Source organism: Streptomyces mutomycini (assembly GCF_001700505.1).
Classification (GTDB): Bacteria; Actinomycetota; Actinomycetes; order Streptomycetales; family Streptomycetaceae; genus Streptomyces; species Streptomyces mutomycini.
This window is the reverse complement of record NZ_MAPV01000063.1, coordinates 44,879-65,365: the sequence shown is the minus strand read 5'-3', so window position 1 is coordinate 65,365 and position 20,487 is coordinate 44,879. Positions and strand designations below refer to the sequence as shown.

The 20,487-nt window shown below is 68.9% G+C and carries 11 protein-coding genes; 5 read left to right on the top strand and 6 right to left on the bottom strand.

Annotated elements, in window-relative coordinates:
• The 6 genes from BFF76_RS10620 to BFF76_RS10595 all read right to left on the bottom strand — a co-directional run.
• A partial coding sequence (locus tag BFF76_RS10620; RefSeq protein WP_208604834.1) for a beta-ketoacyl synthase N-terminal-like domain-containing protein occupies positions 1-985 on the bottom strand: 985 nt, incomplete at its 3' end.
• The gene (locus BFF76_RS10615; protein WP_079122364.1) at positions 982-5,598 is read right to left on the bottom strand and encodes a type I polyketide synthase; all 4,617 of its coding nucleotides are present in this window, start codon (positions 5,596-5,598) and stop codon (positions 982-984) included. The genes BFF76_RS10615 and BFF76_RS10620, both read right to left, overlap by 4 nt.
• A complete protein-coding gene (locus BFF76_RS10610) occupies positions 5,591-8,110 on the bottom strand; it encodes a non-ribosomal peptide synthetase (protein ID WP_065848070.1) in 2,520 nt (839 codons plus the stop codon). The genes BFF76_RS10615 and BFF76_RS10610 overlap by 8 nt, the downstream gene beginning before the upstream one ends.
• Positions 8,111-8,201: 91 nt before the next feature.
• Positions 8,202-8,765: a class I SAM-dependent methyltransferase gene (locus BFF76_RS10605; RefSeq protein WP_159037444.1), complete on the bottom strand. Its 564-nt coding sequence runs from the start codon at positions 8,763-8,765 to the stop codon at positions 8,202-8,204.
• Between the two features lie 431 nt (positions 8,766-9,196).
• On the bottom strand, positions 9,197-11,263 hold the full coding sequence (locus BFF76_RS10600) for a carbamoyltransferase C-terminal domain-containing protein (RefSeq protein WP_079122362.1): 2,067 nt from the start codon (positions 11,261-11,263) through the stop codon (positions 9,197-9,199).
• 710 nt (positions 11,264-11,973) lie between these two features.
• Positions 11,974-12,225: an acyl carrier protein gene (locus tag BFF76_RS10595; protein WP_031096915.1), complete on the bottom strand. Its 252-nt coding sequence runs from the start codon at positions 12,223-12,225 to the stop codon at positions 11,974-11,976.
• 298 nt (positions 12,226-12,523) lie between these two features.
• On the opposite strand from BFF76_RS10595, the gene BFF76_RS10590 reads away from it, so the two are divergent.
• The 5 genes from BFF76_RS10590 to BFF76_RS10570 all read left to right on the top strand — a co-directional run bounded on the left by BFF76_RS10590 (position 12,524) and on the right by BFF76_RS10570 (position 20,429).
• Positions 12,524-13,453, top strand: coding sequence for a TauD/TfdA dioxygenase family protein (locus BFF76_RS10590; RefSeq protein ID WP_199831545.1), 930 nt, complete (start codon positions 12,524-12,526; stop codon positions 13,451-13,453).
• A gap of 754 nt (positions 13,454-14,207) precedes the next feature.
• The gene (locus tag BFF76_RS10585; RefSeq protein ID WP_079122361.1) at positions 14,208-15,866 is read left to right on the top strand and encodes a condensation domain-containing protein; all 1,659 of its coding nucleotides are present in this window, start codon (positions 14,208-14,210) and stop codon (positions 15,864-15,866) included.
• Positions 15,867-15,900: 34 nt separating this feature from the next.
• The gene (locus tag BFF76_RS10580; RefSeq protein WP_031096907.1) at positions 15,901-16,116 is read left to right on the top strand and encodes an MbtH family protein; all 216 of its coding nucleotides are present in this window, start codon (positions 15,901-15,903) and stop codon (positions 16,114-16,116) included.
• The gene (locus BFF76_RS10575) at positions 16,113-16,871 is read left to right on the top strand and encodes a thioesterase II family protein (RefSeq protein ID WP_031096905.1); all 759 of its coding nucleotides are present in this window, start codon (positions 16,113-16,115) and stop codon (positions 16,869-16,871) included. Before BFF76_RS10580 ends, BFF76_RS10575 begins: the two co-directional genes overlap by 4 nt.
• Positions 16,872-16,946: 75 nt before the next feature.
• Positions 16,947-20,429 carry a non-ribosomal peptide synthetase gene (locus BFF76_RS10570; protein WP_065848067.1) on the top strand — a complete coding sequence of 1,161 codons (3,483 nt, stop codon included), beginning with the start codon at positions 16,947-16,949 and terminating at the stop codon, positions 20,427-20,429.
• Positions 20,430-20,487 lie beyond the last annotated feature (58 nt).

Genomic DNA, 20,487 nt, shown 5'->3' with positions numbered 1-20,487 from the left:
ACAACGCCTGCACCTCGATCGGGTCACCCAGCGAGGTGCCCGTGCCGTGCGCCTCGATGTAGTCGATGTCCGAGGGCGACAGACCCGCGTCGGCGAGCGCGGCGGTGACGACCGCGGCCTGCCCGGTCACACTGGGTGCGGTGAAGCCGACCTTGACCGCACCGTCGTTGTTGACGGCCGATCCCCTGATCACCGCGTGGATGGTGTCGCCGTCGGCCAGCGCGTCCTCCAGCCGCTTCAGCGCCACCACCCCGACGCCGGTCCCGAAGACCGTGCCCCGGGCGTCCGCGTCGAACGGACGGACGTGCCCGTCCGGGGAGACGAAGGACCCCTCCTGGTAGAGGTACCCGGTGCCCGGGTTCGGGTCGACATGGACGCCACCCGACAGGGCGAGGTCGCACTCCCCGGCGAGCAGGCTCCGGCAAGCCGTGTGTGCTGCGACCAGCGCGGTCGAGCACGCGGTACGCAGGGACACCGCGGGGCCGCGCAGGTCGAGCTTGTACGACACCCGGGAGGCCAGGAAGCCGAGTTCGTTCGCCACCAGGATCTGGGTCTGGCCCAGGGTCTCCACGATCCGCTGGTGCGAATAGACATGCTGGACGTAGCGGTTGGCACCCGCGCCGCCGAAGACACCGATGCTGCCGTCGTACTGGGCGGCGTCGTAACCGGAGTGCTCCAGCGCACCCCAGGCCGTCTCCAGGAAGAGCCGGTGCTGCGGGTCCATGATCTCGGCCTCGCGGGCGGTGTACCCGAAGAACTCCGCGTCGAACAGGTCACTCCCGGAGAACTTGGGCGCCGCCTTGACATAGTCCGGCCGGCCGAAGACCTCGGGCGGCACTCCGGCCGCCGCGAGCTCCTCGTCGGTCAGGGCGACGATCGACTCGACGCCGTCGCGCAGGTTCGACCAGAACTCGGTCAGGTCCCCGGCGCCGGGGAAACGCCCCGCCATCCCGATGATCGCGACACCACCGCCCGCTGCCGTCACTGCGCGGTCCGGAGGTTGTCGATGAGGACACCGAGCGTGCGCACGGTGGGGCCCTCGTAGACGATGGTCAGCGGGACGGCCACGGCCAGCTCCTGACGCAGTCGGTGCACCACCTGGAGGCCGAGCAGTGAACTGCCTCCCAGTTCGAAGAAGTTGTCCTGCACGCCGACGCTCTCCACGCCCAGCAACTCCTGCCAGATGTCCGCCACCTGGTGTTCGGTCTCGCTGTCCGGTGCGACGAAGGGGTTGCGCAGGTTGGGGCGCTCGTGCCGCCGGGCCGGAGCCGGCACATCGGCAACCGGGTCGGACCAGAGCTCCTGACGCAACGTCAGGTCACCGGTGGAGATGACGATCTGCGCCTGGGGTGCCGCGTCCAGGATGCCGTCGACCACCAGGCGCCCCTCGGCCGGAGTGAGCGCCAACTCGCGTACCGCAGAACCGAGGTCCGAGTCCGCCCGGGCCTCGTGGGAGAAGTACCAGGCCTCCCAGTTGACGCTGGTCCAGGGCAGGGCGGCACTGTGGTGCCGCTGGGCGAAGGCATCGAGCGCGGCGTTCGCGGCGGCGTAAGCACCGAAGCCGAGGCCGCCGAGCAGCGAGGCGATCGAGGAGCTGATGACAGCGAAGTCCAACTGCTGGTCGGCCAGCACCTCGTGCAGCACCTGGGTGCCGTAGAGCTTGGGTGCGAAGTGCCAGGAGGCCTCCTCCGCGCCCAGCACCGCGACTTCCCGGTGAGCCGCCGTGCCGGTCGTACCGGCGCAGTGCAGCAGGCCGTTGAGCGGGCCGAACTCCCGCAGGACGCGTTCCTTCAGCGCGAGCATGGCCGCGCGGTCGGAGACGTCGGTGGCGGTCACCAGGACCTCGGAGCCGAGCGCCTCGATCTCCTGGACGGCACGGATCGCCGACCGCACGGCCTCCGGGTGCTGCGGATCGGCCCAGCTCGACCGGGGCGGCAGACCCTTCCGCCCGAGCAGCACCAGGCGCACCTTCGCCCGGTCGGCCAGGGCACGGGCCATCAGCAGGCCGATCTTCCCCAGGCCACCGGTGATCAGGTACACCCCGTCCGTCCGGACCGGCGAGTCACCGCGCGAGGGCGGCGCGCCGGTCACGTACGCGGGCGCCCAGCGGTGTCGTCCGCGCAGCGCCAGCGTGCGTTCGCCGGGCGGGGCGGCCAGGTCGGCCATCAGCTGGTCGACCAGCCCGGGTATGGCTTGCCGGCTTTCGACGCGCAGGTCGAACTGGACGCAGCTGAGGGAGGGGTACTCCTGCGGCAGCACCTTGCACAGGCCCTGGACGGTGGCTTTGGGCGGGCAGAGCGGCTCGTCCCCGAGGACGGCGTAGACCTCGGTGGACAGCACGTCCCAGCGCTGCTGCTGCGTCATCAGCTCGGCTTCGGTGGCCTGAACCCAGTGGACCAGGCTGTCGAAGGAGCGGTGCAGCAGGGCCCGCACGTCCTCGGGCGCCGTCGCCCGGTCGGCGTCGTCACCGACACTCCAGCAGTGCACCACCCGGCCGGGCAGGGCGCCCTCCGCGCGCAGTGCTTCGGCGAGACGGTGGAAGTGGTCCGGCTGGGCCGGGTCGAGGACGTACTCGCGCTCGCTCTTACGGTGCCACTCGGCTCCCTGCACGACCGTGCGCACGGTGGCGCCGAGACCCTCGAGCCGGTCCGCGAGCCGGCGGCCGACACCGGTCTCGTCCGCGAAGACGAGCCAGCGCTGAGCGGCCAGGTCCGCGTCGGCGGGCCGCGGTGCGGCGGCGAGCCGCTGCCAGGACGGTGCGTAGAACCACTGCGGCAGAGTGCCTCGCCGCTGCTGGGCCGAGCCGCCGCCGGGCTGGGCGGTGCCGGGCTCGAGCCAGTAGGTGCGCCGTTCGAAGGGGTAACCGGGGAGCGGAACCCGCCTGACGTCGGCCATGGCCGGGAAGGGGTCGGCCCGTCCCGCGAGCCAGAGCTGTCCGGCGGCCCGCAGGAGCGCGGCGCGGTCGCTCTGCCCGTGGAAGGCGCCGAGCAGTGACGGGACGACGACCCGGTCGGTGCCGGCGGCGCCGGGGTGCTGAAGTGCCCCGGGGGTCAGGGTGGGCGCGGGGCCGATCTCGACGATCGCGATGTCCGGGACCGACCACAGCGTGCCCAGGCCGTCCGCGAACCGCACACTCTCCCGGACGTGCCGGGCCCAGTACTCGGGGCTGGTGGCCTCGTGGTCGGTGATCCAGGTGCCGGTCAGGTTGGAGACGAACGGTACTGCCGGAGCGTTCAGCCGGACCGAACGGACCAGCTCGGCGTAGGGCTCGACGACCGGATCCATCATCGGGGAGTGGAAGGCGAAGCGGGTGGTCAGACGGCGAGTGGCGATGTCGTCGGCCAGCATCTCGCCGGCCACCCGGTCGATGCCCTCGACGCTGCCGGAGAGCACGCAGGTCTGCGGGCCGTTGACCGCGGCGAGGCAGACGTCCGCAGCCGTGTAACGGGCGACGGCCTCCTCCGACAGTGGCACGGCGAGCATCGCGCCCTCACCCTGCTCCTCGATCAGCCGTGCGCGCTCCGCGACCAGACGCAGGGCGTCCGGCAGTGAGAAGACGCCGGCCACGCAGGCCGCGACGTACTCGCCGAGGCTGTGACCGATCATCACCTCGGGCTCGACCCCCCAGGCGGCCCAGAGTTCGACCAGCGCGTACTCGAGGGCGAACACCGCGGGGTATCCGAGGCGCGGCTGGTCGAGCGGATGCTCGCTGCGCTCCGGCTGGAGCAGCAGCCGGCGGAAGTCGAAGGGCTGCCCGGGGGCGGCGGTTCCGGACTCGTCGACGGTGAGGACGATGTCCCGGATGTCCGTGCCGAGCAGCGGCTCCAGCAGCTCCGCGCACTTGTCCAGCGCAGCCCTGAACACGGTCTCCTGGGCGTAGAGATCGCGTGCCATGCCGGGGAACTGCGTGCCGAAACCGGTGAACATGAAGGCCACCGGCCGATGTGCGGCCTCGGGCGCGGCCGCGGTGAGCAGGCGGCCGTCATCGCGGGCGTCGAGTGCCTCCAGCGCCTCCTCGATGCTCCCGCAGACCAGCGTCCGCCGGTACGGGAAGGCCCGACGGCCCTGCTGGAGCGTGAACGCCACGTCAGCCAGCGGGAGTTCGGGGTGCGCACGGAGGTGGTCGTGCAGCTGGTCCGTGGCCGCCTCCAATGCCTCCGGGCTCTTGGCGGAGAGCACCAGCAGCTGCTCGGCGCCGTCGGCCGGCTCGGCTCCGCGGGGCAGTTCCGGGGCCTGCTCGAGGATGACGTGGGCGTTGGTGCCGCCGAGTCCGAAGGAGCTGACTCCGGCGCGGCGCGGACCGTCGCCCTCGGGCCACGGCAGCAGCTCGGTGTTGACGTAGAACGGGCTGCCGTCCAGGCCGATCCGCGGGTTGGGCCGCTCGAAGTGCAGGGTGGGCGGCAGCTGACCGTGCTCCACGGCCAGCACACTCTTGATCAGTCCGGCGACTCCGGCGGCGGAGTCGAGGTGTCCGATGTTGGTCTTGGCCGACCCGACAGCGCAGCTTCGCTCGCGCACGCCGGAGTAGGCCGAGGTGAGTGCGGAGAACTCGATCGGGTCGCCGAGGATGGTGGCCGTGCCGTGCAGCTCGACGTAGCCGATGCTCTCCGCCGGAACGTCCGCGTTCGCCAGCGCGGTGGAGATGGCGCGGGCCTGGGTGGCGGCGCTGGGAGCGCTGAATCCGGCCCGGCGGGAGCCGTCGTTGTTCAGTGCGGCGCCCTTGATGACCGCGTGGATGTGGTCGTTGTCGGTGATCGCGTCCTTGAGGCGTTTCAGTACGACCATCCCGACGCCGTCGCCGCCCACCGTCCCCTGGGCACGGGCGTCGAAGGTGCGGCAGTAGCCGTCCGGCGAGAAGATCCCGTCCGGGCGGTAGACGTAACCCTTGCTCCGTGTCCCGTCGACGGCGACACCACCGGCCAGCGCGGTGTCGCACTGGTAGGCCAGCAGCGCCTGGCACGCTTCGACCACCGCGACCAGCGAAGTGGAGCAGGCGGACTGGATGTTGAGGGCGGGGCCCTCCAGACCGAGCTTGTAGGAGACCCGGCTGGCGAGGAAGTCGGGCCGGTTGCCGATCACCGTCTGCTTGTCGCCGAGGATCTGCGCGGCGCCGGGCTGGGAGGCGATGTTGAAGACCAGATAGGTGTTGTTGCCCGCGCCCGCGTAGACGCCGACGAGGCCGTCGTGGCGTTCGGCGTCGTGCCCGGAGCTCTCCAGGGCGGTCCAGGCGCATTCGAGCAGCACCCGGTGCTGCGGGTCCATGAGTTCGGCCTCGCGCGGGGAGTAGCCGAAGAAGGCCGCGTCGAACTTCTCGCTGTCCTCCAGCACGTAGCCGGCACCGACGAAGTTCGGGTCGGCGAGAGTGGCGGCGTCCACGCCCCGCGCGGCGAGCTCCTCGTCCTCGAAACGGGTGACGGAGCAGACGCCGGCCTTGAGGTTGCTCCAGTACTCCTCGACCGTGCGGGCGCCTGGGAAGCGGCCGGCCATGCCGACGATGGCGATGTCGAGGCTGTCCTCGAACTCGGAGAAGTCATCGCCCGGCCCGGAGACCGGCCCGGCATCCAGGGTGGGGTCGAGCTCGGGGGAGTACTCACTCATGGTGACCTCGCTTCGCTTGCAGCTGCTGTTGGCGGCGCTTCAGCAGGGCGTTCTGTTGCGCCCCCCTGCTGCGGGTGGTGGCGGGTGCCGCCCCCTGCTTCTGCTGGGAGAGCAGCTCGGCCTGGGCCCGGACGGTGGTGTGCTGGAACAGGTCGAGCAGTTCGATCTCCCGGCCGGTCGCCTCCCTGAGCCGGTGGTGCAGTTCGACCAGGAGCAGGGAGTGCCCGCCGAGGTCGAAGAAATTCTGCTCGGTGCCGACCGCCTCGGCGCGGAAGACTTCCTTCCACACCGTCGCCACCAGCCGCTCCAGCTCGTTCCTCGGTGGCAGCGGTGTGCCGGTGCCGACAGGCTCGGCGGGCCGGGGCAGCTTGCTGCGGTCGACCTTGCCGTGCCCGGATAGCGGCAGCCGGTCCAGTGTCACCGTCGCCTGCGGGATCATGTGCGGGGAGAGCCGTGCCCGCAGGTGGCGATCCAGCCCGGCAGTGCTGAACCCGGCGCTGTCCGGCTCGATGTAGGCGACCACCCGCCGGTCGCCGGGGGTGTCCTCGCGGACTACGGCGACGGCGTGGCGCACCTCGGGGTGGCTCTTCAGAGCGGCTTCGATCTCACCCAGGGCGACCCGGAAGCCGCGTACCTTGATCTGGTCGTCGCGCCGCCCAAGGAAAGCGATCGTCCCGTCGGCCAGGCGCCGGACGATGTCGCCGGTGCGGTAGAGCCGGCCGCCGGGCGGACCGCCGAGGGTGTCGGGGACGAAGGCCGCAGCAGTGAGGTCGTCCCGGCGGTGGTAACCACGGCCGAGGTTGGCACCGCCGATCAGCAGCTCGCCGGCGACGCCGACGGGCGTGGGGCGACCCGCGACGTCAACCACGTGGGCCTGGGTGCCCGGCAGCGGAACGCCGATCGGCGCGGTCTCCCACTCGGAGTCCGGGTGGTCGGCCACGGTGAGGGTCAGCACGCCGACGGTGGTCTCGGTCGGGCCGTAGTGGTTGAAGACCCGGCAGTGCGGCACGAGGCTTTGGAGGTCGCGCAGCCAGCGCCAGTCGGATGCCTCGCCGCCGATGACGAGGAGGCGGCGCGGCAGTAGTTCGGCGAAGCGCGGGGATGCCTGGAGGGCCCTGAGGTGGGAGGGCGCTATTTTCAGGCAGTCGACCCCCCAGGTCTGTACCCAGTCGGCCAGCTTCTCGGCGTCCAGGGCGCTTTCGCGGGAGATCAGCTGCACCTCGCCGCCCGTGAGGAGCGGCGGGGCGAACGCTGTGACGCTGGAGTCCACCGTCAGCGGCTGCACCATCGCGAAGCTGAGCGGCCCGTCGATGCCGAGCCGCCGGATGACGGCGCGGGTGTAGCTGATGAGCTGCCGGTGCTCGATCACCACACCCTTGGGCTTTCCGGTGGAGCCGGAGGTGTAGAGCAGGTACGCGGCATCGGCGTGGGCCGGGCGTTCGGTACGCAGGTTCTCCGTCGGGTGGCCCGCCAGTACGCCCAGATCCGCGTCGATCTGAATCACCTGATGCCCGGTGCCGAGGGGAGCCGTCGCCACCACCACCCGTACCGCGGCGTCGCTGAGGATGCCGTCCTGCCGCTCGACCGGGTCGTTCGGATCCACCGGTACGTACGCGCCACCGGCCTTGAGGATGCCGAGCACCGCCACCATCAGCCGCACGTCGCGATCGGCGCAGAGACCGACGGTCACCTCGGGGCCGACCCCGACTGCCCGCAGCACGTGGGCCAGCTGATTCGCCCGGGAGTTGAGTTCGCGGTAGCTGAGGGAGGCCCCCTCCGCGCGTACCGCGATCACATCCGGGGTGCGGGCGGCCTGCGCCTCGAAGAGCTGGTGGAAGCTCTGGTCCGCGGGCTCGCCCACGACGCCGTTCAGTGCGGCGACGGTCCCCTCCTCCTCGGCGGTGAGCAGGGGGAGTCCGGCCACCGGCTGGTCCGGATCCGCCGTCGCGCCGTCGAGCAGCCGGAGCAGGTGGTCCACTGCACGGCGGGCGGTGGCAGGGTCGAGGACGTCGGTCGCGAACACCAGACGGCCGGCCAGTTCGCCGTCGAGGTGGGAGAACTGCAGATCCAGGTCACATGACGTGATCTCGGGTACCTCTCGAGGTGCGGATCGGCAGGAGAAGCCCGGCCACAGGTGCACTGGCGTGGAAGTACGGACCTCCTCGGCCTCCGCGAGCGCGGAGCCCGCCAGCTGAACCAGCTCCCGGAAGCTCCCGCCCACCTCGACTCGGACCGGGGTGGTGACGTCGGCGCCGTTGGACACCCCGACCGCGAGTCCGGACTGCCCGCTGTACCGGTGCAGCAGGACCAGGTAGAGGGCGAAGGCGGCCGCCGGGAGCCCCGAGCCGCAGGCCTCACCCAGCTGCCGCAGCGCGGAAGTCGCGGCGGCGGGCACCACGAAGGGCACCGAGTCGGCGCGGAGATCCCGCGAGGCCGGATGTGGCCGGTCCAGCGGGAGTTCCGGCGCGCTGAGCAGCCCGGCGAGGTGTCCGGCACCTTCCGGATCGGTCACAGGCGTTGCGGAGTGCGGGAGTGTCATGAGGCTGCCTTGAGAAGGTCGGGGCGAGGACACAGATCACCGGTCCTGCCGGAGGGGGCCACGGCTACGCGGATCGCTTCGTGCAGAAGTAGACCCGGTTGCGACGGTGGTCGGCGGGGACGTCGATGATCTCGACCGACTCCGACAGCGAGTGGAGCAGCGCTTCGAACGGACCCGGGGCGTAGCGGTTGAGCCAGATGTAGCCGTTGGCCGTCTCCCGGCGCAGCAGCGCCTCCGGCTCCCGCGGCACCTGGAACATGCAGATCGCCACCGTGCGGCGAGCGACTCGGAACAGCTCGCGGACGGCGGTCTCGTAGTACGGCAGGCTCTCCAGCACGTGGCGGCAGTTCACCACGTCGAACGAGCCTTCGGGGAAGGCGAGGTCGGCCACGCTCATCTGCTCCCACCGCGCCCCGGGGTGGAGCTTGCGGCAGTCGGCGATGGCGGCCTCGCCGATGTCGATGCCGGTGTAGTCGACCTCCAGGCCCGCCTGCAGCAGGTGGTGGTACGTAACCCCCGAGAGGACGCCGCAGTCGAGCAGCTCGAACGGCGCCCCTGAGTACAGAGCCGCGATCCGCTCGGTCACGACCGCGTGCGACGGATGCTCGGCCCGTCTGCCCTCGCTCATGTAACCCACGTCGGAGGTCCGTGCCCAAAGCGATTCAGCGTTCACTGCTCTGACTCTCCATACTGCTGAAGCAAAGCCTGTCATGACGTTCAGCGGCCGAGCCGGTGAAGGGCGGAGGACGGGGCAGCAGACCGGCCCGGCTGTCGTGGCCGTCCGGAACCCGGCCACGAACCACCGGAGTCCACCCGACGCCGCCCCGCGTTCCGGCGAGCGGCGGCCTCCCGGTCTGCCCGGCTTCGTCCTCGAGGACCAGCCAGGTTTCCCGAGCCGCCGCGGCGCCTTCTGTGCGAGCCCGGGCCTCCGTCCTCCACCACGCGACCGTCCGATCGTCCCGTTCGACTGCTGGGCGCATACTGCAGTGCGATTCAACAGGGCCGCGTACCCGGCGGCTACCCGATTGTCGCCTCGACGTCAGCGCACCCTCGGGGAGTTCAGAAGGCTGCCCCCTCCTGGGACTCGGGATCGAAGACAGCACTCGGCCCGAACATTCGGGAATGCTTCGCCGCCGCGAGGGTGAGCGTGCCACTCGCGTCTCGCGCGTTCGCGACATCGGCCAGCTGGTTGACCATTTCGGGCGTCGCCAGCTTCTGATCGCGAAGCTCGGGGGAGCGGGACATGAGGACCATTGCCGTGGTGCTGTAGCCCAACTTGGCCCAGGAGTCCCAGATCAGGTCACGATCCTGCTCCTGGTTCTCGAAGAGCTCCTCGCGGCGAGGGTGCCGGCGTGCGGGCGCCGGGGCCTGACTGCGGGCCTCCGTGCGCAACTGCACCCGGCGGCCGTCGATATAGGCGACGGCGACGCCCTTGCGTATGGCGAAGTTCAGGGCTTGTGCCGCCGTGTCGACCACCGGTTCGCCCTTGTCGTTCAGAGAGGTGTTACACACCATCGGAACCCCGGTGTCGAGCCGGAACGCCTCTATCGCCCGGTAAAGCAGGGGGTTGGTCTCCTGGTTCAGCGTCTGACGCCGGGCTGAATCGTCGAGATGGAGAATCGCTGGAACCAGATGGCGCTTCGACTCGCGAACGTACGCAGTCTCGAGCATGTAGGGCGATGCCCAGGGGTCCTCGAACCACTCACCGGTGTGCTCCTCCAGGACGATCGGAGCAACGGGACGCCACCACTGCCGGCTCTTCCACTCGTTCAGGAGGTCCTTCGAGCGAGGCGAACGAGGATCGGCGAGGATGCTTCGATGGCCCAGCGCTCTCGGGCCGATCTCGGCAGCCCCGTCCGCCCACACCAGCGGTCCGCGGCTTATGTCCTCGACGAACTGGGTGTCCGTGAAGTCCTGGACGTCCTCGATGAAATCGTCGAAGTGCCGCAAGGCGACCTCGACATCGGTCAGCTCGGATCCGTGGTACGGACCGTTCAGACGGAAATCACGGTCACTGAGTTCGCCGGCACCGAGGAGGCCGAGGAGGCCGAGCCCGAGAGCCTGGCCGGAGTCGTTGGCGCAGGGAGGGACGAGAAGCCCCTTGAAGCCGTACCGGCGAAGGAGGAAGGAGTTCGTCGGGCAGTTGAGGGCGAACCCCCCACTCAGGGAAAGGTAGGCCTCCCGCGGGTCCACGGCTCCCGAGCTGAGCAGCCGATCGACGTTCCGCACCATGACGAGCTCGCAAGCCGTCTGAACGACCTTCATGACGGCCGACTGCAGGTGTTCCTGCGCGGTGAAGCGGCTGTCCAGTTCCAGCGACGGCAGTTGCGATTCAGCCGCACGAATGATGGCTTGAACAAACGGCAGCGTATCGATCAACGGTACGCGCCGGCCACCGAACAGCTGCAGTTCCTGCACCGCTGTGTCGATGTCGTAGGTGATTTCGGTGGTGCACGCCGATGCCAGAGCCATCAGGGTGCCGGGCTCTTTGCCAAATTCGGCCGAAGCGGCGTCATAGATGGGAGCCGGTGACTCGACGGGAGCGAAGTCCACGTCACCCTTGTCGGACACGCAGCCTGCGTACCAGTACTTCTTGCCCGTTTGGTCGAGGCCGAAGTCGGGCCGGCCGTCCACCGCCAGCCCGACGATCGTTTCATTTCGAAATACGTCGGAATCGAGAAGCAGGCCGCTGTAGAGGTGGGAGAGGCTGTGCACCGGATATTCCTCGGCGCCCGTCGGCAGCTTGATCTCCGAGTGATGCGGCAGGCCGGGCGTACCCCACGAGGCACTCACATCATCCGGAGACAGCCCCTCGGCCGCGAGCAGCTCGGTCAGCACCCGGTTGTACCGGTCCACTGTGAAGAGGGGCCAGTAGTGATGCTTCTGTCCGCTGATGCGCTCGAGTTCCCATACCCTGACCAGCTCGACCTGCGAATCGCGGCTGCGCCACAGCGCAATATTCTGGTCATGGCGTGGTGCAATTACGGACAGGCTTTCGGGTGCGGAAATGTAGCTCGAGAGGAAGTACTTCGTATCTGGGCGCGCGGTCACGATTTCCCCTTTGGCGATCAGGCAGTGGCTACTGAACTTGAATTCGTGATGTCGATGCCGGCCGAGGTCGGTCACTCATGACCGGGCCGGCCTGGGTGAGGCAGCCATCGCTCGGGTGCGGGCGGTACTCGATCTTCTTGAGAGGGCGTCGGGGAAGGTCTTCGCCAGGTGGCCGACGTCAGCGGTCGCGAGACTGCGATTCTGCGTGTGACCAGGGCACACATGCCTTCGTGCGGGTTGAGGCCGGGGTGCAGGAGGGCGGATGCCCCGAAGGCCTGCCGGGCGCTCCTTGTGCCGGTGGCACGCTTCGCACGGGGCCGGACCCCCTTCTTCCACCGCACGAAAGCCCCCCTCGTCCCTTTCGGCGGCCCGGCTGCTACCAGGGCCGGCCATGGCGCTCGAGTAGTGCCCGAACCCTCTCGGCACCTTGCTCGCGCCGCTGTCGGCGCCGTACCTCTGCCGACCGCTCACTCAACCGCAGCGCGGCCGTGAGCTCCCCGTTGTTCTTTCTCCCGCCCCGAAATCTTCCCCGGTCCGCAACCGGATGCGACCCCGCACGGCCCTCTCGGCGTCGACCGGTCCGCCGTCCCGCGCGTACGTTCCGGGCTCGGCGGCAGTCTGTGCAGAGGCATGACAATCGGGCGAACTGATCGTACTGACGGCCGAAGTGCGCGGGCCGGGGCCGACCATATCCGGTCAGGTCCGCTGCCGCCGCCAGATGCTGGGAAAGGCGTCAACAACGCGATATCCCATTACGACGGCTCGGGGCCCCGCGACGTCAGGGGTTACGTCGAAGCGACTCCTCTGTGAGCCATCCGCCCTTCGACGAGGTCGATGAGCTCGCCGACGTTACCTACGGTGAACATGTCGACAACGTCGAGGTCCACATCGAATTTACTCTGTATTGCCACCATCAGACGGAGCAATGAAACGGAATCGGCGGTGAGGTCGTCAAAAGTGCTGTCACGTGAGACCTCGAGGGGAGCGAATACTTCAGAAATAACCGACATCAAGTCATCTGACTGTTCGTTCGACATTCCGTTTTCCCAGATCCATTCTTATGGTCGAGGCATATCAAGTCGAATGATGCTATTGCGCCGGATGGGTAGTGTCAAGACCTTACTTCGGCGGACGACCGGCCGGAGCGGGTCGGGCACATGAAAGGCGGTACGTGGGCTGATGTCCGTTTCGTGATCGATGCGTGCCTGTCGAGGCGAACCCATTTAGTTTCTGATCAATGCACTATTTGTCCTGCTGCGGGAGGCTGTATGCCTCGCGAAGCCTGAGGTAGGCTGCCCGCGATTCATGGCATAGCCACAATACTTGGGGGTACTTGTGTCAGAAATCAGCTTTCGGCCTCTCACGCCAATCACCGGTGCAGAGGTGGAAGGTGTGGATCTGGCCGTCGATCTGAAGCCGGACGATGTCACCTGCCTGCGCGAGGCCCTGCTTCGCTACAAGGTCCTCGTTTTCCGTGAACAGCCGATGAATGACGCGCAGCATGTCGCACTCACCGACGTCTTCGGCGGGGCCACCGCAGCCCATCCCATCGTGAACGGCTTGCGCGAAGCGCCTGCTGTGCTGCGGACCGCACTGTCGGAGGATCGCCCCGGGTTGGCCGAGTCGTCCGGACTCGGCAATCCCCTGAGCGGGGCGACGCCGAGGCGCCTCCGCACCGAGTGGCATATCGACAGCACATTCGTCGCCAATCCCACCTCCATCACCATCCTGCGCGGCGTGGAGATTCCCCCGACCGGCGGCGATACCCTCTTCGCCAACCTGGAAGCGCTCTATGCCGGTCTGTCGCCCTCTCTGCGGGGATACCTCGACACCCTGCAGGCCATCCACTCCCGGAGCAATCCGTCGCGGACGCCCCGCTTCGACGGCAAGCCGGCGGGCCCCTTCGTCGCTCTCCATCCTCTGGTGCGGGTCCATCCCGAGACCGGGGTGCGGAGTCTGATGGTCAGCGCCGTGTTCCTGCAGGCGATCCGCGGTCTCAAGCCCCGCGAAAGCACCGCCCTGCTGGATTTCCTCCTCGACGAACTCGCAGGGCGCGACGAGATTCATGCCCGGGTCCGCTGGGATCAGGACACGCTCGTCATGTGGGACAACCGCGCCGTGGCCCACGCCGGGCCGGTGGACGGTCTGCTGTTCGAGGAGGAGCGCATCGTCCATCGCACCACCGTCGTCGGCGACCTGCCCTGTGGGCCCGACGGCTTCGTCTCGCGCTCCCTGAAGGGTGGCTTGTTCGAAGCGATCGGTTGAGCACCGTCTTCGCTGAGCCCACGAGGCAGGCGGACGTGAACGTTTGGCCTGCTGTGATGTGATGCGTCGTCCGGACGCCGTGCCGGGCGGCTGGGGCGGGCCCGCAACCGCTACGGCGGAGTGCGGCGCCTGTGCGCCACCCTGGACCGCCGGCCCCGAGGCCCGTAGCGGTGAGAACGAGGATGCGAACGGCACCTCCACCGGCACTTCCCCAAGTGCACGGATCCGTCGCGATCGCAGGCTTGATCGGCTCGGCGGCGACCCCTGTGACGTCGGCCCTCCGGCCGGGCGCACAGCAAGCGCCGCCGCCGGGCGGACACGGTCAACTCCCGTGCGCGGTGCCCGCTGTACTCGGCTTTTGAGGGGGTTGACAGGGGGAGATCCCCCGTAAGAATATGTGCCTCATAGTGGCTGAGCTATGCCGCCCACTTGGTATGCGGAATCGCGGTAGGTGTGTTCCTGCGCGGGGCGGCGCCCTCCTGAGTTGAACTCCTGCGGAAGTACCGTTCAGTCCTAACTGGTTGGGCTCGCCGGCCTTCGCTGTGCGTCACATTCCCGAACCTCGACGCCTTCTTGTTATCCCCTACTGGCTTCGCGGCTGCTCAGTACCCGTCGCGAGCTATAGACCTATTGATTGGTTGGCTGAGTGGAAGGCTCCAATAATGTCGCCGAAGACGTCGGAGAATTTTTCAGTGACGTCACCATTGGCAAGGCGGGACGTTATCCGGGTGCAGCTGATCTCGATCAATTCTTGATGAACCGTCGGGACGGGGCGGAGACGGCGAGTCTCTGCGAGGACGAAGGGCCACTCGCCGGCGGCGAGCCCACTGAAACCGTGGCGCCGAACGGGACGTTGCCGTCCACCATGCACTTCGAGCAGGCGAACCGGGCCACCGGCCGGCTGGTGACGACCGGCGAAGTCGGCGCGTCCGGCGCTTCGGACTCGGAGCTCACCACCGGACGCTTCGACGGCCAGGACGGCCAGGACGGCCACGGTGGCGAGGACGGCCACGGTGGCAAGGGCGGTCAGGGCGGTCAGGACGGCCGAGGCGATCAGCCTTGGTTCGAACTGTGGAACGTCCAACAGGGCTTGTGGCTCCAGCACCAACTGGGGGAGAGCCGGGCGGACTCGAACCTGCCCCTGTGGCAGCACCTTCACGAGACGCTGGACCTCGCGGCCTTCCGCAAGGCCGTGTCCTTCCTGGTGGACAGGCACCAGGCGCTGAGGCTTTCCTTCCAGGACACCGCGGACGGTCCGCGTCAGCGCGTGCTGCCCGTTCACGACCTCGATGTGCCGCTGGTCGACCTGACCGGCCTGGCCGACCCCGAGGCCGAGGTGGACCGGCTCATCCGGATCGAGAGCGCGACTCCCTTCGACGATCTCGGCAGTCCGCCGGTGCGGGTGAAGATCTACCGGCTGGCGTCCGATCACCACTGCGTATTCGTGAACGTGCACCACATCATCGCGGACGGCACCAGCATGGGCATCCTCCTGCGGGAGTTGCTGCTCTGCCACCGGGCCTTCGCAGCGGGCGAGGAACCGCCGCTGGCCCCGCTCCCGAAGACGTTCGAAGCATTCGTGCAGGACCGGCAGCAGTGGCTGTCGGGCACGCAGAGCAAGTCCATGGAGACGTACTGGCTCGACCAGCTGGCCGCCCCGCTGCCGAGGCTGCGGATCGGTGACTACGAGGCACCCGCCGACGACGTGGTGAACGAGACGCTCGAATTCTGGGTCGAGGCCGACATCACCGAGGGCCTGGGAGCGCTCGCCAAGGAGCTGCATGTCACGCTCCACATCCTGCTGCTCAGCGCTTTCGTGGTCGCGCTGCGTGACATCAGTTCAGACGACGACATAGTCGTGTGCGTCCCGTTCTTCGGTCGCGACACCAAGGACCTGGAGGGAATGGTCGGCAACTTCGTCAACCCGCTCTCCGTCCGGATGAAGATGTCTGGCTCCGATGCCTTCGACGACGTCGTGCGCCGGGCCCGGAGCGCGAGCATCGGCTCGTACGCGAACAGCCGCTACCCCTTCACCCGGCTGCTCGAGCAGGTCGACGCCGAAGCCCGGCCCGGTCGGAACCCGTTCTTCTCGAGCGCCTTCCAGTTCACGCGCTTCCTGCCGCCCGCCAAACAGACCTCGCAACTCGACCTCTGCCTGTACGGCAGGCCGGACGGGGAGCGGATCAAACTGCGGTTCAACTACAACTCCCGGCGGCTCGCGGAGTCCGAGATCAGGGAGGTCCAGTCCTGCTTCCAGGCCGTACTGCGGCGAATCCTCGGCGACGCGGCCATCTCGCTCGACTCCCTGTCCGAACCACTGCGGCAGGCGCGCCGGACGATGCGGGCCGCGCCCAGGGACGGCCGCCGGCTGGGGAGGCTGCGCGGCTCCCGGTCGACGACGCCGGACGCCTGAAGCGGTGCCAGGTCATCTCACCGAAAGGAAGAACATGGACGAGCAGCGTGACGACGGCGGTTACGCCGTGGTGACCAACTCCGAGGATCAGTACTCCGTCTGGCCGCTGGGCCGCGAACTGCCCCCCGGCTGGCGGGACGCGGGCAAGCAGGGCTCGAAGGACGCGTGCCTCGCCCACATCGACGAGGTCTGGACGGACATGCGTCCGCTGACCCTGCGCCAGGAGATGGCAGGCAAGACCGACCGATGAGAGCGCTCGTCAGGCCACTCGTCGACCGGCCGCAGGCGGACACCCGGCTGTTCTGCTTCCCGTACGCAGGGGGTGGCATCTCGGCGTTCCGCGAATGGGGCGCGGCCCTGCCCGACGACATCGAGCCGTGGGGGATCCAGCTCCCGGGCCGCGAGGACCGCCTCGGTACACCGCCGCTCGACAGGATGGGCGATGTGCTCAATGCACTGGTGCCCGCACTCATCCCGTACCTGGACCGCCCATTCGCCTTCTTCGGGCACAGCATGGGCGGCCTGGTGGCATGGAACCTCACCTGCTCGCTGCAGCGGATGGAGGCCGGTTCGCCCACCCGGCTGTTCGTCTCCGGATGTGCGCCGCCACAGGCCAGGGACGCGTCCGCTCCGCAGTATCACGAGAGTCCGGACGACGAACTCATCGAGAAGCTGCGCTCCTGGCAGGCCACGCCGGAGGCGGTGCTGGCAGATCCGGAACTGATGGCGCTGCTGCTCCCGGCGATCCGCGCCGATCTCGCCGTCATCGAGACCTATCGGTACACCGGCGCGCCACTCCTGAACTGTCCGGTCTCCGCGTTCGGCGGGACCGAGGACGAGGCTGCGGGCAACGCGGCACTGCCGCGCTGGGGTGAGCTGACGACCGGAGGTTTCGATCTGCGGATGTTCCGCGGGGACCACTTCTTCCTGCACTCCGCCCGTCCGGCAGTCCTCGCCGAGATCGCCGGACTGCTGAGTGCCACGGCCCAGCGAAGCGGCCGCTGAACCGCGGTTCTCGTCAAGAAATCTGTGCTTCCGATCGATGGAATTGGGTGGAACAACATGTCGCAGCGGCCCGTAGTGGACGTTGTCTCGGATGTGTGGACGGCTGTCCTGCGGACCGAGATACCCGGCCCGGACGCCAACTTCTTCGCTCTGGGCGGAAACTCGCTGCAGGGTGCCAGGGTGATCGGCCGGCTCCGTGAGGAGCTGGGCATCCGGATTCCGCTCAGTGTGCTGTTCGAGGCCCAGACGCTCGCCCAGCTGGCCACTGCCGTCGAGGGGTTGCGGGAGGAGGCGCCCGGGGCGGCGATGACCATCGAATCACTCGGTGAGCGGCCGGACGGCGTCTTCCACGCCCCCACGTCGTTCGCACAGCAGCGCCTGTGGGTGGACGAGCACATCCAGGGGCCGAGCTCCCGCTACAACATCCCGGTGGCGAACGAGATCGTGGGGCCGCTCGACGTCGCGGCGCTGGAGACGGCCGTCCAGACCCTGGCCGACCGTCACGAGATCTTCCGCACCACCATCACGGCCGTCGACGGGATCCCCGAGCAGGTGATCCAGGCCAGGATCGACCTGCCGCTGACCGTGCGCGACCTCCGGGACGAGCCCGAGGAAAAGCAGGAGCAGGTGCTGGCCGACCAGCTTCTCGCCTCCGCCCAGAAGCCGTTCGACGTGGAGCGGGGCCCGCTGCTCCGGGTGGAGCTGTACCGCCTGGACGAGCAGTGGCACGTCCTGCTCATCAACCTGCACCACATCATCACCGACGTGCACTCCTTCGAGCTTGCCATGTCGGAGCTGCTCGAGCTGTACGCGGCAGCCGCCGGCGGAACACTCCCCGCGACCGAGCAGCCCCCGGTGCAGTACGCCGACTTCGCCGCATGGCAGCGGCGCACGATCGGCGGAGCCACGCTCGACCGGCAACTGGACTACTGGAAGGAGCGGTTGCGCGGCCCGCTGCCCGTACTGGATCTGCCGACCGACATGCCGGCCAGGGAGACCGGCATGAGCCGCGGGGGGTCGGTGGGCATCGAGCTTCCCCGGGCGGTGTCGCGCCGGATCCGCGAGCTGTCCAAGGAGAACAACGCCACGCCGTTCATGACCATGTTCACCCTGCTCAACGTGCTGCTCAGCCGGTACAGCGGTCAGACGGACATCGTGGTCGGAATCCCCAGCACCAGCCGGGACCTGCCCGAACTGGAGACCATGCTCGGGTGCTTCCTCAACACGCTCGCGCTGCGCAGCGATCTGTCCGGCGATCCGACGCTGACCGGTCTGCTCGGCGACGTCCGGGTCCGGACGCTGGAGGCCTTCGCGCACCAGGACGTTCCCTACGAGCGGGTGGTCAACGCGATCTCGACCGACCGCTCCGCCCGCCAGGGGCCCTTCCGGGTGATGCTGGCCTTCCAGCACGAGCTGCCGGCACCGGAGCTGACCGGGCTCACCGTCACCGATGTGGATCTGGACCTGAACCTGAAGGCGGTCAAGTTCGACCTGGTGTTCAGGGTCGTCGAGACCGAGTTCACGTACCGCCTCGCACTGGAGTACAACACCGATCTCTTCGCCGAGGAGAAGGCGTGGCGCATCCTCGAGCACCTCGGTGTGCTCGCGGCGGATGCGGTGGCCTCTCCCGCCAAGCGCATCTCGGAACTCAACATCCTCCCCGACGTGGAGCGCCGGCAGCTCGAGAAGTGGTCCACGTCGGCCTGCGGTCCGTACCCCACCGACCTCTTCCTGCACCGGTTGTTCGAGGAGCAGGCGCTCAGTACCCCGGAAGCCGATGCGGTCGAGAGCGGTGACGAACGGGTCAGCTATCGCGAACTCGACCGCAGGGCATCGCGGTTGGCGCAGGAACTGGCGGCGCGCGGCATCGGCACGGACGATCTGGTCGGCCTGTGCGCGAACCCGTCGGTGGACCTCATGGTCGGGATCCTCGGTATCCTCAAGGCCGGGGCGGCCTATGTGCCGATCGATCCCCTCTCGCCCGTCGACCGGATGTCCTACGTCGTCGCGGACAGCGGGATGAAGGTCCTGGTCACCACCCCGGAACTCCGTGTGCAGCTGCCGGCGGGCGTCCTCGGAAACGTGGACGTGGTGATCGCCGGTGGTGTGGGGCAGGCCGGCCCTGCCGGCACCTCGCAGGCCGGTGCCGAGGGCGGCGTCCGCGAGTCCGCGCTGCACCCGTCGCAGCTGGTGTACCAGATGTACACGTCCGGGACCACCGGCAACCCCAAGGGTGTCGGGCTGCCGCACACCGCGATCACCCCGTGGATCCAGTGGGCCCAGGACGCCCGCCCGATGGGACCGGGCACCCGGGTCGTGCACAACCTCTCGTACCACTTCGACTGGTCCGTCGAGCAGATGTTCCACGCGCTGACCAGCGGTGCCTGCCTGGTCATGCTGCCCCGTGAGGTCCGGGCCGACGGCCCGGCCACCGCCCGGTTCATCAACGAGCGGTCGATTCATCTGGTCTACCTGACGCCGACTCAGATGCGTTTCATCGCGGACGCCGATATCGGGATGCCGACATTGCGCCACGTGTCCATGGGCGGCGAGAACCTTGACGCCGATCTGGTCGCGCGGACACGCAAGGTCGTCTCCTCGGAGTGTCAGATCTGGAACGAGTACGGGCCGACGGAGACCGCGGGTGCGGCGCTGGTCGGCCGCATGGGTGACGAGCCGGTGGAGCGCAGCTCGATGCCGCTCGGTGAGCTGATCGCCAACGCGTCCTGTGCGGTGGTCGACCGCTGGGGGAACCCGCAGCCGATCGGTGTTCCCGGCGAGCTCTGGATCGGCGGTGACGGCGTGGCCCGCGGATACCGGAACAGGCCCGCCCTGACCGCGGAGCGCTTCACCCCGGACCCGGCCAGGCCCGGTCGCCGTCTCTACCGCACCGGTGACCTGGTGCGCCGCCTTCCCAACGGAGAGATGGAGTTCCTGGGCCGGGTCGACAGCCAGGTCAAGATCCGTGGCGTGCGGGTCGAGCTGGAGGAGATCGAGTCGGTGCTGCGCGGGCACCCCGACGTGACGAACGCCGTCGTCGTCCTGGACTCCGGCCGGGGACTGGTCGCCTACGCCGCGCTGACGCCCGGCAGCGAGCTCGACGATGCCGCGCTGCGCGCCTACCTCGCCCCGAAGCTGCCCATCGTCATGCAGCCGGCCGTGTTCATGTGGCTCGACGCCATCCCGCTCTCGGCGAACGGAAAGGTCGACCGCCGCCGGCTTCCCCGGCCCAGCGCCCCACCGGCCGCCGAGACCGTCGTGGTGCCGCCGAGCACCGAAACGGAACACACCGTCGCGGCGGCCTGGGCGGATGTGCTCAAGCTGGACGTGGTGAACGTACAGGCCAACTTCTTCGAAGCCGGCGGGGACTCGTTCTCCCTCCTGGAGGTCGTCAGCCGGCTGCGGACCGAACTCGGGCTGGACATTCCGGTGCGTTCGCTGGTCGATACGCCGACCGTCGCCACGCTGGCCGCGCACATCGATGCGCTGCGCCGGACGGCGCCCCCCGGGGAGGCGGCCGGCGGGTCCGGCGACGAGCTCCAGCGGGCCGAGATCTGAAGGGACAGCCTGTCCCGGGTCTCCCCGCCCGCCGGCCGCGCCGCAGCACGCCGTACGC